Annotated in this window: 12 protein-coding genes; 8 read left to right on the top strand and 4 right to left on the bottom strand. The window is 70.7% G+C overall.

Annotated features, from left to right (window positions below):
• Nucleotides 1-3 precede the first annotated feature (3 nt).
• On the bottom strand, nt 4-1,296 hold the full coding sequence (locus PX701_RS08725) for an extracellular solute-binding protein (RefSeq protein ID WP_275506060.1): 1,293 nt from the start codon (nt 1,294-1,296) through the stop codon (nt 4-6).
• 147 nt (nt 1,297-1,443) lie between these two features.
• Here PX701_RS08725 and PX701_RS08730 point away from each other — a divergent pair, with 147 nt between their 5' ends.
• Complete coding sequence (locus tag PX701_RS08730) at nt 1,444-2,619, top strand: ROK family protein (protein ID WP_275506061.1); 1,176 nt, start codon at nt 1,444-1,446, stop codon at nt 2,617-2,619.
• A 168-nt stretch (nt 2,620-2,787) separates the two neighbouring features.
• On the opposite strand, the gene PX701_RS08735 is transcribed toward PX701_RS08730, so the two are convergent.
• Nucleotides 2,788-4,242, bottom strand: coding sequence for an MFS transporter (locus PX701_RS08735; RefSeq protein ID WP_231428975.1), 1,455 nt, complete (start codon nt 4,240-4,242; stop codon nt 2,788-2,790).
• Nucleotides 4,243-4,247: 5 nt separating this feature from the next.
• Nucleotides 4,248-4,742, bottom strand: coding sequence for a MarR family winged helix-turn-helix transcriptional regulator (locus PX701_RS08740; RefSeq protein WP_275506062.1), 495 nt, complete (start codon nt 4,740-4,742; stop codon nt 4,248-4,250).
• A gap of 162 nt (nt 4,743-4,904) precedes the next feature.
• Between PX701_RS08740 and PX701_RS08745 the strand changes: the two genes are divergently transcribed.
• From PX701_RS08745 to PX701_RS08770, 6 genes are all read left to right on the top strand, one after another.
• Nucleotides 4,905-6,074, top strand: a complete 1,170-nt coding sequence (locus PX701_RS08745) for a DUF4185 domain-containing protein (protein ID WP_275506063.1) — start codon at nt 4,905-4,907, stop codon at nt 6,072-6,074.
• Between the two features lie 215 nt (nt 6,075-6,289).
• On the top strand, nt 6,290-7,609 hold the full coding sequence (locus PX701_RS08750; protein WP_231428972.1) for an ABC transporter substrate-binding protein: 1,320 nt from the start codon (nt 6,290-6,292) through the stop codon (nt 7,607-7,609).
• On the top strand, nt 7,602-8,522 hold the full coding sequence (locus tag PX701_RS08755; protein ID WP_275506064.1) for a carbohydrate ABC transporter permease: 921 nt from the start codon (nt 7,602-7,604) through the stop codon (nt 8,520-8,522). The genes PX701_RS08750 and PX701_RS08755 overlap by 8 nt, the downstream gene beginning before the upstream one ends.
• Nucleotides 8,519-9,424: a carbohydrate ABC transporter permease gene (locus PX701_RS08760; RefSeq protein WP_275506065.1), complete on the top strand. Its 906-nt coding sequence runs from the start codon at nt 8,519-8,521 to the stop codon at nt 9,422-9,424. The genes PX701_RS08755 and PX701_RS08760 overlap by 4 nt, the downstream gene beginning before the upstream one ends.
• Nucleotides 9,421-10,140 carry a hypothetical protein gene (locus PX701_RS08765; RefSeq protein ID WP_275506066.1) on the top strand — a complete coding sequence of 240 codons (720 nt, stop codon included), beginning with the start codon at nt 9,421-9,423 and terminating at the stop codon, nt 10,138-10,140. Before PX701_RS08760 ends, PX701_RS08765 begins: the two co-directional genes overlap by 4 nt.
• Entirely contained in the window at nt 10,137-12,623 is a 2,487-nt protein-coding gene (locus PX701_RS08770; protein ID WP_275506067.1) for a GH116 family glycosyl-hydrolase, read from the top strand. The genes PX701_RS08765 and PX701_RS08770 overlap by 4 nt, the downstream gene beginning before the upstream one ends.
• Here the strand turns inward: PX701_RS08770 and PX701_RS08775 are convergent.
• Nucleotides 12,620-13,531 carry a GbsR/MarR family transcriptional regulator gene (locus PX701_RS08775; RefSeq protein ID WP_275506068.1) on the bottom strand — a complete coding sequence of 304 codons (912 nt, stop codon included), beginning with the start codon at nt 13,529-13,531 and terminating at the stop codon, nt 12,620-12,622. The genes PX701_RS08770 and PX701_RS08775 overlap by 4 nt on opposite strands.
• Nucleotides 13,532-13,685: 154 nt before the next feature.
• Between PX701_RS08775 and PX701_RS08780 the strand changes: the two genes are divergently transcribed.
• Nucleotides 13,686-13,943: a hypothetical protein gene (locus PX701_RS08780; RefSeq protein WP_231428966.1), complete on the top strand. Its 258-nt coding sequence runs from the start codon at nt 13,686-13,688 to the stop codon at nt 13,941-13,943.
• Nucleotides 13,944-13,946 lie beyond the last annotated feature (3 nt).

Consider the following 13,946-nt stretch of genomic DNA (forward strand, 5'->3'; position numbering starts at 1 on the left):
GCCTCAGCCCTTCTTGATGGCGTCGTCGACCGCATCGACGATGCCCTGGGGCGAGCCCTTGCCGGCGAGCAGGTCGACCACGCCGACGTTCAGCGCGTTGCCGACGTTCTGGCCGAGGAGCGTGTCGAGCCAGACCGAGACGTACGGGGCCTCGTTGACGGCGGCGAGCACCTCCTGCAGGGCGGGGTCGGTCACGACCCCTTGGGCGTCCTTGTTGGCCGGCAGCGTGACGAACGCGTTCGCATAGCCCTCCTGGTACTCCTTCTGCGAAGCGAACTCGAGGAATTCGCCGCATTCCTTCGGTGCGTCGACGTAGCACGAGAAGCCGTCGACGCCGCCCATGAGCGCGCCGGCCTCGCCGTCGCCGCCCTCGACCTCGGGGAACGGGAACCAGCCGAGGTCGGCCAAGGGCTTCTCGTCGGGCGTGAGCGAGGCGATCACGCCAGGATCCCAGGCGCCCATGAGCTCCATCGCGGCCTTGTGGTTGGCGACGAGCCCTGCGGAGGAGCCGGCGCCCTGCTGGGCGGTCGTCGTCAGGAAGCCCGGGTTGAACGGCTCGATGCCGGCGAACTCCTCGAGGTCCTCACCGGCGCGCAGCCAGCACTCGTCGGAGAAGCTGGGGTCGTCGGTGAGGCCGGTGATGACGTCCTGGCCGCACTCGCGGAGTGCGAAGAAGTAGTACCAGTGGGCGGCGGGCCAGGCGTCCTTCGCGCCGAGCGCGATCGGGTCGATGCCGGCGGCCTTCAGCTTGTCGACGGCTTCGCCGAGCTCGTCGAACGTGGTCGGCGTCTCGGTGATGCCGGCCTGGGCGAAGAGGTCCTTGCTGTAGTAGATGCCGCCCGGCAGCACCGACGACGGCACCCCGTAGAGCTTGTCGTCGACCGAGAACGCCGAGAGGGCGCCTTCGCCGAGGGCGGCCTTCGTCTCGTCGGAGAGCGCGGAGCTGAGGTCCTGCGCCTGGCCGGCCTCGACCACGGCGGCGAGCTTGCCGCCGCCGCGCGCCATGAAGATGTCGGGCGCGTCGCCTGAGTTGAGGGCGGTCTGGAGCTTGCCGTCCATGTCCTCGTTCTGGATCGCCTGGATCTCGATCGTCACGCCCGGGTGCTCCTCCTCGAAGGCGGCTGCGGTCGCCTCCCAGTACGCCTTGCCGTCACCGGTGGTGGAGTTGTGCCAGAAGGTCATCGCGGTCTCGCCGCTCTCCTCCCCGCCGCCCGCCGAACAGCCGCTGAGTGCGGCCATCGCGATGCCGCTCGCCGCCGCCAGGGCGATGAGACGAGCCGTGCTGCGTCTGTTCATCCTTGAACAACCTCTCGAAAGTTTCGACACCAATGTCGAAAGTGATCTGGACGCCTTGAATATACGGCTCGGACAATTTCGAGTCAAGGGCAACATATTCGGTGCGTTGCGAGCGGGCGTGTCGACGGCCCCGCCTAGAGTTGTCGCGTGGCAGAGCGCATCGGCACCTTCGACGGCGTGCATCGTCGAAACCTCGCGAAAGTCCTCGGGCTCGTGCACCTCGAGGGACCTCGATCGCGCGCCGCGCTGACCGCCGCGACCGGCCTCAACCGCTCGACGATCGCGGCCCTCGCCGCCGAACTCGCCGAGGCCGGGCTCGTCGAGGAGCGGGCGCCCGACCCGACGAATCGCGTCGGCCGTCCCTCGCCCGTCGTCGCCGCCCACCCCGGCGTCACCGCGATCGCGGTGAACCCCGAGGTCGATGCCGTCACGATCTCGGCCGTCGGACTCGACGGGCGGATCCCCGTACGAGAGCGCAACGAGGTCGATCACCTCGTCTCGCCCGAGGAGGTCGCAGCGATCGTCGCATCGACCGTCGCGCGCTGGCGCGACGGGCCGCTGCGCTCGGCACGCATCGTGGGCGTCGGCCTCGCGGTGCCGGGCCTGGTGCGCGCTGCCGACGGGCTCGTCCGCATGGCACCGCACCTCGAGTGGAACGACGCTCCGCTGCGCGAACTCGTCGAGGCCGCGACCGGGCTGCCCACGGCCGTCGGCAACGACGCGAGCCTCGGCGCCCGCGCCGAGCACCTGTTCGGCGCGGGCCGGGGCATCGATGACCTCGTCTACCTCAACGGCGGCGCGAGCGGCATCGGCGGCGGGCTCGTCGTCGGCGGTGTCGCCGTCGTCGGCGCCGGCGGATACGCGGGCGAGTTCGGGCAGAATCGCCCGGGCATCGCCGCGGACGAGGACCGCCGGGCCGAGGGCGGCGTGCTCGAAGACGAGGTCGCGCGATCGCGACTGCTCGCGGTCGTCGGGCTCGCCGCTGCCGACGAGCCGACGTTGCGGGCCGCGCTCGAGGCAAGCGACTCGCCAGAGGTCGCGGCCGAGCTCGTGAGGCAGCGGCGTATCCTCGCGACGGCCCTGGCGAACGCGGTGAACGTGCTGAACCCCTCACGGGTGATCCTCGGTGGGTTCCTCGCGACCATCGCCGAGAGCGACGCCGATGCGCTCACTGCCGCGGTGCTGGCCCAGGCGATGCCCGCCGCTGCCGAGGGTGTCGAGCTGCGGGTCGCCGCGCTCGGCGAGGATCGGCTCGCGATCGGGGCGGCCGAGCTGGCGTTCGGGCCGCTGCTCGCGGACCCCGAGTCGGCGCTCGACGCCTGAGCCGCGCGGCGCCGGCGCCGTTCGCGTTCGCGCAATTCGTGCGACTCCGCATCGCGAAGTCGCGCGAACGGCCGCTGAACGGCGACGGCCCGGACTCTTCGCGCGACCTCGTCGCAGACGCGCGGTGTGGGTGCGAGGCGTGCGCGCGCGTCAGCCGCGGGTGACGGGTCAGCCCTGGAGCGAGGCCCGCAGCGAGGCGTCCCGGACACTCGTCGCCGCGGTCGGTGCCTGCAGCGCCTCGGTCGGCACGGCGATGGCCGCCGTCGGCACTTGCAGCGCCTCGGTCGGCACTTGCAGCGCCGCGGTCGGCACCTGCAGCGCCTCGGTCGGCACGGCGATGGCCGCCGTCGGCACGACCGCGATCGCGGCGGTGGGCGGAGCGTCGAAGCGCACGGCCGGGGCCCAGCGGCGTTCGGGATGCCTCGTGAGCCGCATGCCGCGCGAGACGACGAGCCAGATCGCGCCGATGAGGGCGGCGACGCCCGCGGCGATCGCGGCGACGCCGAGGCCCCAGCGCGGGCCCCAGCTGTTCGCGACCGCGCCGACGATCGGGGCCCCGATCGGCGTGCCGCCCGAGAGGATCGCGAAGTACAGTGCGAGCACGCGCCCGCGCAGCGCGGGGTCGGTCGTCGTCTGCACGTAGCCGTTGGCGGTCGTCAGCATCGTGACCGCGGCGAAGCCGATGAGCACCGTCGAGGCGGCGAACAGGGCGAAGGTCGGCATCACCGCCGAGATCGCCGCCGCCACGCCGAAGCCGGCGGCCGCGAGGATCACGACGCGCATGCGCGCTCGTTCGCGCCGGGCGGCCAGCAGCGCCCCGGCGAGCGAGCCGATCGCGAGGATCGAGTTGAGTAGGCCGTACTCGCCGGCGCCGCGCCCGAACTCGACGGCCATCGTCGAGGAGAAGATCGGGAAGTTCATGCCGAACGCGCCCACGAGGAACACGATCACGAAGACGACGACGAGGTCGGGTCGGCTCCACACGTAGCGGAAGCCCGCGACGAAGGCGCCGCGCTCGCGGCTGGCCCGCGGCATCCGCTTCAGCTTCTTGCCCTTGAGCATGGCGAGGGCCGCGAGCACCGCGACGAACGTGAGCGCGTTGATGATGAAGACCCAGCCCGAGCCGACGAGCACGATGAGCACGCCCGCGACGGCCGGGCCGATCAGGCGGGCCGTGTTGAACGAGGCCGAGTTGAGGGCCACCGCGTTCGACATGTCGGTGCTCGACACGAGGTCGGTCACGAAGGTCTGGCGGGCGGGGTTGTCGATCGCGTTCACGATGCCGAGCAGGCCCGCGAAGACGTAGAGCTGCCACAGCTGGGCGTGGCCGAAGATGAGCAGGGCGCCGAGTCCGAGGGCGAGCAGCATGAGCGCCGTCTGCGTGCACATGAGGATCTTGCGCCGGTCGAAGCGGTCGGCGATGAGGCCCGTGACCGGCACGAGCAGCAGTTGCGGGGCGAACTGCAGGGCCATGGTGATGCCCACCGCGAACGCGTCGTTGTCGCTGAGTTCGGTGAGCACGACCCAGTTCTGGGCGGTGGCCTGCATCCAGGCGCCGACGTTCGAGACGAGGGCGCCGATGAACCAGATGCGGTAGTTGACGTGGCTGAGGGAGCGGAACATGGCACTCACTGGTCGAGGAGCCTCCCGAGGATCGTGGTGGCGCGGGCGAGGACCTCGCGGTCGTCGGGGCTGAGGGCGGCGTACCGCTTCGCGAGCCACGCATCGCGCCGCTTGCGGGTCTCGCGGACGACCGTGTCGCCGGCGTCGGTCACCTCGACGAGCACCTTGCGGCGGTCGTCGTCGTCGGTGCGGCGGGTGACGTAGCCCGCGTCGACGAGGCAGTTGACGGTGCGGTTCATGCTCGGTGCGGTCACCCGCTCGAGCTCTGCGAGACGGCCGATCGTGAGCGGCCCCTCGCTGTGGATCCACCCGAGCGTCGAGAACTGCGATGCGCTGATCTCGGTGTCGCTGCGCTGCTGTCGCAGGCGCCGCGAGAGGCGCATCACGGCGATGCGGAGTTCGGTCGACTGCTCGGCGAGCGTACGGCGGTCCCGGGTCAGCCGAGAGGATGCCGAGGGGGCGGGCCGCTCGGGCGCGGTCGTCTGCAGGGCATCGGTCATGATGCTTAGTCTAACAAATTAGTGTGGCTAAGCATTTCGCCGCCCGCTGCGGACGCGGGTGCCCGCGGATCACGGGAGCGGCCGGATCGGTGCGAAAAGTACTGAAATCGATTTCGAAAATCGCGCGTCGCGCGTAGGGTGTCGGGGAGATCGAGGAGGATCATGCGCCGTGCCCGAACCCGTCGTCCCGTCCGCGTCGCCGCCGTCGCGGCATCCATCGCCGTCGCGCTCTGCGCGTGCAGCGCGACGGGTGGCGGAGGCGACCCCATGAGCCCCGTCGCGGTCGATCCCGACCCCGACAAGCCCGCCGTGCTGACCGGTGTCACCGGGCTCACCGAGATCGCGAAGCTCACCGGCCCCGATGCGATGAACGACACCGAGTCGGTCGGGGTCGCCGGCACCGACCTCGGCTCGATGGTCAACCTCGGCGACACGACGTACTTCCTCTTCGGCGACACGTTCGGCGAGCGCGATCCGGACGCCTACGGCGGGCAGGGCGGCCTGTGGCGCTCGAACGTGTCGGCGTGGACGACCGACGACGACCCGTCCGACGGCATCGAGTTCGACGCGTGGGCGCCGGTCGACGGGCTCGGCCTCGCGACGGCGATGGTCGAGGGCGAGCACGACGCGAACGACGGCACCGGAGAGGTGACGAAGATCCCGACGTACGGCTTCGCGATCGGCGAAACGCTCTACCTCTCGTACATGTCGGTGAAGTTCTGGGGCGAACCGGGCGCGTGGGACGCGAACTTCGCGGGGCTCGCCACGTCGACCGACGGCGGCGAGACCTGGACCGCGCTCGAGTCGCCGACCTGGCCCGGCGACTCGAACTTCGTGCAGGTGGCCGCGGCGCACGTCGTCGACGACGGCGCCGAGTACGTCTACCTCTGGGGCATCCCCGCCGGACGTTTCGGCGACGTGCAACTGATGCGGGTGCCCGCCACGGTCGAGGCCGTCGAGGATGCCTCGGCGTACGAGTACTTCGCCGGCACCGGCGACGCTCCGGCCTGGAGCGCGGATCCGGCCGAGGCATCCACGGTCGTCGAGGGCACGATCGGCGAGCTCTCGGTGATGTGGTCGGACTACCTCGACCGCTGGCTCATGGGCTACTCGGATGCGGGCAACGCGTACCTGCGCGAGGGCGCGACGCCGTGGGGGCCGTGGGGAGACCCGGTCGAGCTCGTGCCGGGCGACGAGTATCCGGGGTTGTATGCGCCCTACCTGAACCCGCGCTACGTCGGCGACGGCGGGCGCACGGTCTACTTCGCGCTCTCGCTCTGGGGGCCGTACAACGTGTACTGGTTCTCGGCCGAGCTCGAGAAGGCGGAGTGATCGAGACCCGGACGGGCGTCGTCATCGCCCACCGCATCGGCTCGAAACATCCGATCGTTGCGCTTGAAATCGATTTCGCATACTCTGGCCGCAGGTGAGGTCAACGGCGAACCGAGAACCTGCCGGCGCCCACGGCCGAAGCCCGACCGAACCGGGGTTCCTGACCCGGCCACAGCATCGACTCATCGACGAGTCGAGTTCCTGAGGAGGGACGAATGCACAAGAGAATGAAGGGTCTCGCCAAGGCCGCCGCGGTCATCGCGGCCGCGGCACTGCTCATGACGGGCTGCACCGCCGGAGGCGGCGGAGGCGGCGGCGGCGCGGAGGGCAGCCCCGACAGCGGCGACCTGAGCTTCGTCTACATGGGCGACGCCGACCAGCAGAAGGCCTTCAACGCCCTGTTCGCCGAGTTCAACAAGGAGTACCCCGACATCAAGCTCAAGGCCGTCGGCATTCCGAGCGGCAACTGGGCGACGTTCTCCACGACGGTCGCGACGCGGCTCGCCGGCGGGCAGAAGATCGACATCATCCAGGTGGCGACCGAGGGGCAGCGGCTGTTCGCCTCGAAGGGCATCCTCACCGACCTCGCGCCGTACATCGAGCAGGACCAGGAGGTCGTCGACGACTACTGGGCCGACCTCAGCCCGAACCTCGTCAAGTTCAACGAGGAGTACGCCTCCGGACCCGACGGCGAGACCGTCTTCATCCCCGGCGGCTTCAACACCATGGCGATGTACCTCAACAAGTCGGTGTTCGAGAAGGCCGGGGTGCCGATCCCCGAAGACGGCAACTGGACCTGGGACGAGTTCGTCGCGGCCGGCAAGCAGATCAAGGAGAAGACGGGCGCGTACCTCACCGGTGCCGGCTCGGGCTACTTCGTCGACGTCATGCCGTGGCTCACGACCAACAGCGCGAGCACCTTCAACCAGGACTGGAGCGAGCCGACCTACAACACCCCTGAGGCCGTCGAATCGGCCGAGTTCGCCCGCAGCCTCGTCGAGATGGGCCTCGCGCCCAAGCCCGGGGGGCAGTTCGACGGCAACACGGCGTTCAAGCAGGGCAAGCTCGCCACCCTCAACGGCGGGCGGTGGCCGGTGCTCGGCGTCCGCGACATGGACATGGTCGACCAGACGGTCGTCGTGAACTGGCCCACCAACACCCAGAACGGCTCGCCGGTCGGCTGGGATGCCTGGAACATCACGAAGAACAGCGAGAACAAGCAGGCCGCCTGGACCTTCATCAAGTTCCTCATGTCGAAGGAGGCCGGCGAGTACTTCGCGACGATCGGCGGCACGATCGTGCCGGCGCGCGAGTCGGTCGCGAACTCCGAGGCGTTCACCGGCAACGCCCCCGAGGGCACCGTGCGGCTGAGCGAGGCGATGGGCTGGGCGACGCCCATCCCGTCGATCGACCAGGGCGCCGAGGCGCAGAAGGTCATCGAGGAGGCCTGGGGCACGATCGTCGCGGGCCAGGGCGAGGCGCAGCCGACGCTCGACGCCGCGCAGGACAAGCTGGAGTCGCTGGTCAGTGAGTAGCGACACGATCACGGCGCGGCGCCCCGGAGCACTGCTCCAGCGGCGCCGCGCCGAGGCGGCGGGCTGGCTGTTCGTCAGCCCCGCCGTCCTCCTCTTCCTCGTCTTCGTCGCGGGGCCGTTCGTCTTCGCGATCGCGCTCGCGTTCCTCAAGTGGGACCTGCTGACGCCGCCCGAGTTCGTGGGCCTCGCGAACTTCGAGCAGCTGTTCACCGACCCCGAGCTTCCGCAGGTGCTGTGGAACACCTTCGTCTTCGCGTTCGCGTCGATCGTGACGCACCTCGTGCTGGGCCTACTGCTGGCGCTCGCCGTGAACAACCTCATCAGCAGGTCCATCGGCTACTTCGCCCGCGTCGCGATCTTCTTCCCGTTCCTGATCTCGTGGGCGGCGGTCTCGCTGCTGTGGAAGTACGTGCTCGACCCGACGTTCGGATACGTCGGACAGTACGCCGCGATGCTCGGCATCGAGCTGCCGAACTTCCTCGCCGACCCCGCGTGGGCCCTGCCGTCGATCATCGTCATCGACCTCTGGCACACGGTCGGGTTCACCTTCATCATCATGCTGGCCGGCCTGCAGACGGTGCCGTCCGAACTCGTCGAGGCGGCGCGCACCGACGGTGCGACGGGCCGGCAGATCTTCTGGAACGTCACGCTTCCGCTCATGTCGCCGACCCTGTTCTTCGCGACGATCATCACGTTCATCGGGGCGTTCCAGATCTTCGACCCGATCCAGATCATCACCAAGGGCGGGCCGCAGGGGTCGACCACGACGATCATCATGTACCTGTACGAGAAGGGCTTCCAGGCGTTCGACATGGGCTACGCGGCCGCCGTCGCGCTCCTCGTCTTCGTGATCATCATGGGTGTGACGCTCCTGCAGTTCATCGGCCGGAGAAGGTGGGTGCACGAATCATGACGACCATTCCGCAGGCCCGGCCGATGCCGAGCGACGACCTGCTCGCCACCCTCGAGAAGGCCGGCCGCCGCAAGTCGCGGCGACGCACCCCGGGCGGCGTCGCCGTCGACATCGTGCTCGTCGTGTTCGGCATCGTCATGATCGCCCCGCTCGTGTGGCTGATCGTGCAGAGCCTCACGGTGCCCGAGTTCGCCTTCGCGAGCCCGCCGAGCTGGCTGCCGATCCCGTTCACGTTCGAGAACTTCGCCGACGTGCTCGACTACATGCCGTTCTTCCAGCAGTTCGGCAACTCGCTGCTGCTCGCGGCCGTCTCGACGGCGGGAGCGCTGATCTTCTCGATCCTCGCCGCCTACGCGTTCGCCCGCATCGACTTCCGGGGCAGCCGCCTGCTGCTCGTCGTCATGCTGTCGGCGCTCATGGTGCCGGCGCAGCTCGTGATCATCCCGATCTTCATCATGATGCGGCAGGTCGGGCTGGTCGACACGCTGGCCTCGCTGTGGCTACCCGCCCTCATCAACGTGTTCCAGATCTTCTTCCTCTCGCAGTACTTCAAGACGATCCCGCGCGAGCTCGACGAGGCCGCCCGCATCGACGGGGCCGGGCACCTGTGGATCCTCTTCCGCATGCTCGTGCCGCTGTCGGCGCCGGCGATCGCCGCGCTCGCCATCCTCGGGTTCGAGGCGTCGTGGAACGGGTACTTCGGACCGCTCATCTTCCTCTCGAGCCCCGAGAACATGACCCTGCCGCTCGGGCTCGTCACGCTGCAGAACGGCTTCGGGGCGGCACCGGCCGTCGTCGTCTTCGCGGCGATCACGATGGTCGTGCTGCCGCTGCTCATCGTGTTCCTCGCGTTCCAGCGGCAGATCGTCGAGTCCGTCGCGTCGACCGGGTTGAAGGGATGACCGCCGTGGAGCCGGGCGCGGCCGTCGACCCCGTGCTGCGCCGGCTGCCGGCTGCGGCGTGGCGATCGCTGCCCGCGCTCGCCGTGCTCGGCGTCGCCGTCGTCGCCGTCTACGCCGCAGCGGGTCGGGTGCTCGGCCCCGCGTCGCCGATCACCTGGATCGTCGTCGCCGCACTCGCGGCGCCCGGGCTGCTCTGGGCGGTCGACCGGCTCGGCGCCGAGCTCTTCGAACTCGGCGGCGAGCGGCCCGGCTTCGGGCGGCGCCTGCTCGTGGTCGCGGTCTTCGCGGTCGCCCCCTGCATGCTGGCGGCGTGGAGCGCGCTCGTCGCCGTCGTCGCCGAGGCCTCCGGATCCGTGGCCTTCCAGGTGCTCGCCGTCGCCGGCACCGCGCTGGCCGTCGTCGCCGCGCTCGTCGCGGCGGTCGCGATCCCGGTCGGCGTCGTGCGGGCCGACGTCCGCCTGCGCAGCATCGTCGCGATGGCGTTCATCGCCGTCGTGCGCCGGCCGCTCGGCCCCGTGTCCGCGGTCGTCGCCGCCGCCGCCGTCGTCTGGCTCGGACTCACCTGGCTGACCGTCCTGCTCGCGATCGCCGCGCCGGTGTTCGTCGTGCTCGCCGTCGGTTGCGCCTGGCCGACGGCGGCCGCGGTCGGCGTCGCGCTGCCGCCGCTCGTACCGCTGCGCCGCAGCCCCATCACCGTCACGCAAGGAGAGGCATGACCGACATCCTCCGGCAGGAGCTCCCGCACTCCGCAGTCCCCGCCCTCGCGATGCCGATCGGCGGCATCGGCACGGGCGGATTCGCCGTGGGCGCCGACGGCTCGCTCCGCCAATGGCAGCTGCACGGCATGCCGAACCACGTGGGCGCCCTGCCCGGCACCGGGTTCTGGCTGCGCGTCACGCAGATCGAGCCGCCGCTCGACGTCGTCTCGATGGTGCAGGGGCACCCCGTCGACGACCCGGGGGCGTCGCTGACGACGGACGCGGTCGTGCCCGAGTGGATGTCGGCGGCGGCCGACCGGTTCGGCACCTTCGCGTCGGCCCGGTTCAGCGGCACCTATCCGATCGCCGAGGTCGGGCTCTCCGATCCGAGGCATCCCGTCGCCGTCACCATGCGGGCGCTGAACCCCATGGTGCCGGGCGACGTCGAGACGAGCGGCATGCCGAGCGGGCTGTTCTCGTTCACCCTCACGAACACGGGCGAGTTCCCGGTGCACGGCACGCTCGCGGGCTCGCTGCTGAACGCCGCCGGGTGGGACGGCATCACCCCGATCGGCGAGCACACCCCGGGGCTCGGCGGCAACGTCAACCGACTGCTCCGCGGGCGGGGCTGGTCGCGGGTGGTGATGGACAACCCGTCGATCGACGAGTCCGACCAGCTCGCCGGGCAGCTGGTGCTCGCCGCCGACGACCCGTCCGCGGCCGTGCTCGCGCGGTGCACCGGCGTCGAGCACCTGCGCGCCTTCCTCGACTCGCGCGCGCTCAACGACGGGCGCTCGCGTCTCGAGGTCGCGCCGACCGTCGGCGACCCGCAGTTGAACGCGCCGCGCGGCGGCTCGGGTGCGAGTGCGCCGGGGCGCTCGTGGCTCGGCGTCGTCGGGGTGCCGTACTGGCTCGAGCCCGGGCAGTCGCGCACGATCCGGTTCTCGATGTCCTGGCATTTCCCGAACCGCTTCGTCGACATCGAGCAGTTCGGCCGGCCGCACCCCGAGGCGGGCGCGTCGCGGTTCTACCTCGGCAACGGCTACGGGCAGCGATACCGCGATGCGCTCGACGTGCAGGCCGAGGTCGAGGAGCGGTGGGACGACCTCGTCGCCCGCACCTCGCGCTGGACCGAGACCCTCACGACCTCGAGCCTCGCGCCGCGCGAGGCCGACTACCTCGCCGCCCAGGCCGCCTACGTGCGGAGCCCGACCTGCTTCATCGGCGCCGACGGCCGCTTCTACGGATACGAGGGTTCGCTCGGCGCCTCGACCTGGATGTGGTCGGGGGTGTTCGGCGGGTCGTGCCCGCTCAACTGCACGCACGTCTGGCAGTACGAGGCGGCGCTCGCCGGGCTCTGGCCCGAGCTCGAGCGCGACATGCGCGACACCGAGTTCGACGTCATGCAGGCGCCGAACGGCGCGATCCCGCACCGCCTTCGGGTACCGACGTACCTGCCGCAGATGACCCACGAGATGATCGGCGGGCCCGAGGAGCCGGCGCTCGACGGCATGCTCGCGACGATCCTCAAGTCGCTCCGCGACGTGCAGCGGGGCGCGGGAGCCGAGTGGCTCGAGCGGCGCTGGCCGTCGCTCCAGCGGCTCTATCGCCACATCGCCGAGAAGTGGGACGCCGACGGCGACGGCGTGCTGCACGGCATCCAGCCGTCGACGCACGACATCGACCTGGCTGGGGTCAATCCCTTCATGGGCACGCTGTGGCTCGCGGCGCTGCGCGCGTACGAGGAGCTCGCGCTGCTCGCCGGCGACGACGATGCGGCGGCCGAGGCGCGAGCGCGCTTCGAGTCGGGCTCGCGCGGCTACGACGAGGCGATCTTCGACGGCACGCACTACATCCAGCGCCTCGACGAGGGCGACCCGACCGACTTCCAATGGCTGACCGGCATCCTGAGCGACCAGGTCATCGGGCAGTGGTGGGCGCACCAGCTCGGCCTCGGGCACATCCTGCCCGCCGAGCACGTGCGCAGCGCGCTGCGACACGTCGTCGGCTCGAACCTGCGGCACGGCTTCGCCGACTTCACCCACCCCTACCGGGTCTACGCCGACACGGCCGACGATGTCGGGCTGCTCATGTGCTCGTGGCCCGACGGCGGCCGACCCGAGGTCCCGACGCGGTACGCCGACGAGGTCTGGACGGGCATCGAGGCGCAGGTCGCCGCGCACTGCCTCTTCGAGGGCCTGGACGACGCGGGCCAGGCCGTGCTCGACGGACTGTGGAACCGGCACGACGGCTCGCGACGCAACCCGTACAACGAGATCGAGTGCGGCGACCACTACGCGAGGGCGATGGCCGGCTGGACGCTGCTTCAGGCCCGATCGGGCGTGCGCGTCGACGAGGCGACGGGATCGCTGCACGTCGGGGCGAACGGTCGTTGGCCGTGGGTCGCCTCGACGGGGTACGGCACGGTCGTCGTGACCGATGACGACGTGGCCGTCGAGATCGCCGAGGGCGCGTTCGGTCTCGAGGTGGTGCGGGCCTAGCCTGCGGCACCGCTCGCCGGCCGCAGTGCGGCGCGCTGGGCCTGCGAGAGCCGATCCGGCCGCGCGGTGACGGCGTACCGCTCGCCCTGGACGCCGACGAGGAGCGGATCGGCGAGGTTGGGACGTCGCTCGAGCTCCGTCAGCGCCGAGGCCGCACGTGTCGGCGTCCAGCCGAGCGCGCCCGAGAGCTCGTCGACCGTGAGCGCCCGATCGGCGTGGACCAGCGCCGCGAGCACGGTCATCGCGTCGCCCGCCTCCGGATCGTCCAGGTCGATTCCGTCGATCTGCTCCGTGAGCTCGCCGAAGAACCGCCCCATGAGGCCGAGTCGCACGCCGGCGGGGCTCTCCGCCCCGAAGATGGCGGCGCCGCGCGCCGCACCGGTCGCCACGTCGGCGTGCGCCGACGAGTCGGTGCGCAGCGCCCGCAACCACACGTCGTCGTCGATGACGTACCGCTCCCGACGGCTGCGGCGATCGGCCTCGCGCCGGAGCAGGCCGAGTCCCTCGAGGTAGCCGACGGCCTTCGACACCGCCGCCGGGCTGACCTGCAGTCCATGCACGAGCTCGGCGGCGGTGAGGCTTCCGGCCTCGGAGAGCAGGAGGGCGGTGAACACGCGCGAGGCCATCCGCGGCATCCCGGTGGCCGACAGCAGGCCCGCGAACTCCTCGACGAACGCGCGGGTCTCGGTCGGCGGCTCCGGTGCAGCGGCGGGGCGGCGCACACGATGCCCTGCCGCCTCGTGCGCCGCGCCGGCCGAGTACCGGCCGTTGCCGTTGCGAGCCACCTCGCGGCTGATCGTCGACGTCGGGCGGCCGAGGCGCCGGCCGATCTCGGCGTAGCCGAGACCGTCGGCCATTCCTTCGGCGATCGATCGTCGCTCGTGCAGGGTGAGCCTGCCACCGGTCATGCCGCGTCCCCATCGTCGTTCACGGAGTGCAACGCAACGCACGTTGCGTTCGACGACAGTACCACGCAACGATTGGCGTGTTTTCGGGGATCTGGCGTTGACGCAGATGGAAAGGCTACGTAGCGTTCTGGCATTCGGAAACGAAAGGCGCGACATGCACATCATGGCCATCTCGACCGTCGACGACGGCGACCTGTTCTGGGGCGCACTGAAGAAGGCCCACGGGCGGCTGCCCAAGGGGGCGAAGTGGGTGCTCGCGATCGCGAGCACCGACGGAACCAGGGCGGTGAACGTCATCGCGCACGACTCGGCCGACGCGGTGCGCGAGTTCTTCGAGGCGTATGCGGGACGGGCCGCGACGACGGAGTACTTCGAAGCCGACGCCGCGAATGCCGTCGGTCTCGCCCGGTGAGCA

It is taken from the genome of Agromyces chromiiresistens (assembly GCF_029167465.1).
GTDB lineage: Bacteria > Actinomycetota > Actinomycetes > Actinomycetales > Microbacteriaceae > Agromyces > Agromyces chromiiresistens.

What these genes read in the sequence shown, in the direction of transcription:
- PX701_RS08725 (WP_275506060.1), bottom strand. Translation starts at nt 1,296, where the DNA reads ATGAACAGACGCAGCACGGCTCGTCTCATCGCCCTGGCGGCGGCGAGC.
- PX701_RS08735 (WP_231428975.1), bottom strand. Translation starts at nt 4,242, where the DNA reads ATGTTCCGCTCCCTCAGCCACGTCAACTACCGCATCTGGTTCATCGGC.
- PX701_RS08740 (WP_275506062.1), bottom strand. Translation starts at nt 4,742, where the DNA reads ATGACCGATGCCCTGCAGACGACCGCGCCCGAGCGGCCCGCCCCCTCG.
- PX701_RS08745 (WP_275506063.1), top strand. Translation starts at nt 4,905, where the DNA reads ATGCGCCGTGCCCGAACCCGTCGTCCCGTCCGCGTCGCCGCCGTCGCG.
- PX701_RS08750 (WP_231428972.1), top strand. Translation starts at nt 6,290, where the DNA reads ATGCACAAGAGAATGAAGGGTCTCGCCAAGGCCGCCGCGGTCATCGCG.
- PX701_RS08760 (WP_275506065.1), top strand. Translation starts at nt 8,519, where the DNA reads ATGACGACCATTCCGCAGGCCCGGCCGATGCCGAGCGACGACCTGCTC.
- PX701_RS08765 (WP_275506066.1), top strand. Translation starts at nt 9,421, where the DNA reads ATGACCGCCGTGGAGCCGGGCGCGGCCGTCGACCCCGTGCTGCGCCGG.
- PX701_RS08770 (WP_275506067.1), top strand. Translation starts at nt 10,137, where the DNA reads ATGACCGACATCCTCCGGCAGGAGCTCCCGCACTCCGCAGTCCCCGCC.
- PX701_RS08775 (WP_275506068.1), bottom strand. Translation starts at nt 13,531, where the DNA reads ATGACCGGTGGCAGGCTCACCCTGCACGAGCGACGATCGATCGCCGAA.
- PX701_RS08780 (WP_231428966.1), top strand. Translation starts at nt 13,686, where the DNA reads ATGCACATCATGGCCATCTCGACCGTCGACGACGGCGACCTGTTCTGG.